Source organism: Lysinibacillus sp. VIII_CA (genome assembly GCF_049943995.1).
GTDB lineage: Bacteria > Bacillota > Bacilli > Bacillales_A > Planococcaceae > Lysinibacillus > Lysinibacillus pinottii.
In genome coordinates this window covers 1-231 of sequence record NZ_JBNFXM010000143.1, presented here as the reverse complement: position 1 = coordinate 231, position 231 = coordinate 1, and the positions used below count along the sequence as shown (strand labels likewise).

Genomic DNA, 231 nt, shown 5'->3' with positions numbered 1-231 from the left:
CATTAATGCCCTGGCCGAGAACAAAAACGGCTTTCAGATCTTGGGCCTTGAGGTATTCGCCGATTTGTTTTCCGGTTTCTTGGCAATGATCAGCTCCCGTCAATTTAATCGAAGTCGATTTCATGTGGGCGGAATTAAAGTGGGCGGCCGTCACAACCGTGCTATTGTCACTCACGCCTTTGTTTGAAATTTCGCCCGCTGTCGTGCAGCCAATGACCGTTGCCTTCGGGA

Annotated in this window: 1 protein-coding gene; it reads right to left on the bottom strand. The window is 50.2% G+C overall.

The window, feature by feature from the left end; translation table 11 throughout:
- Positions 1–231, bottom strand: a 231-nt coding sequence (locus ACP3VS_RS24585; RefSeq protein ID WP_426390356.1) for an FIST N-terminal domain-containing protein, incomplete at both ends; no start/stop codon positions are given.